Consider the following 275-nt stretch of genomic DNA (forward strand, 5'->3'; position numbering starts at 1 on the left):
TGCTGTTTCTAGGTCAAGCGCTTGCTCAGATAAACCAAAATGGCCGTCTTCATGAATATCAAATAGTGCGCCTACTTCATAAGTACCAGTTCCAATGTGAGGGCCGAATGATAATAGCTCAGACACCGAAGGAGCACGCTCAGAACGAGATACCGACAAGCCTAAGTTGTAACTAGGTGCGAAATCCCACACAACACCCGTTGATAAACTGACAGGAGTGAATTCTTGCTCTACGTCAAATACGCGAGTATTGCCGGCATGTTCTTCATGAGCAT

General features: G+C 45.8%; 1 protein-coding gene. It reads right to left on the bottom strand.

Annotated elements, in window-relative coordinates:
• On the bottom strand, positions 1 to 275 hold a 275-nt coding region (locus CWC11_RS21805; protein ID WP_138684247.1), incomplete at both ends, for a TonB-dependent receptor.

The organism is Pseudoalteromonas sp. S3178 (assembly GCF_005886985.1).
GTDB classification, from domain to species: domain Bacteria; phylum Pseudomonadota; class Gammaproteobacteria; order Enterobacterales; family Alteromonadaceae; genus Pseudoalteromonas; species Pseudoalteromonas carrageenovora.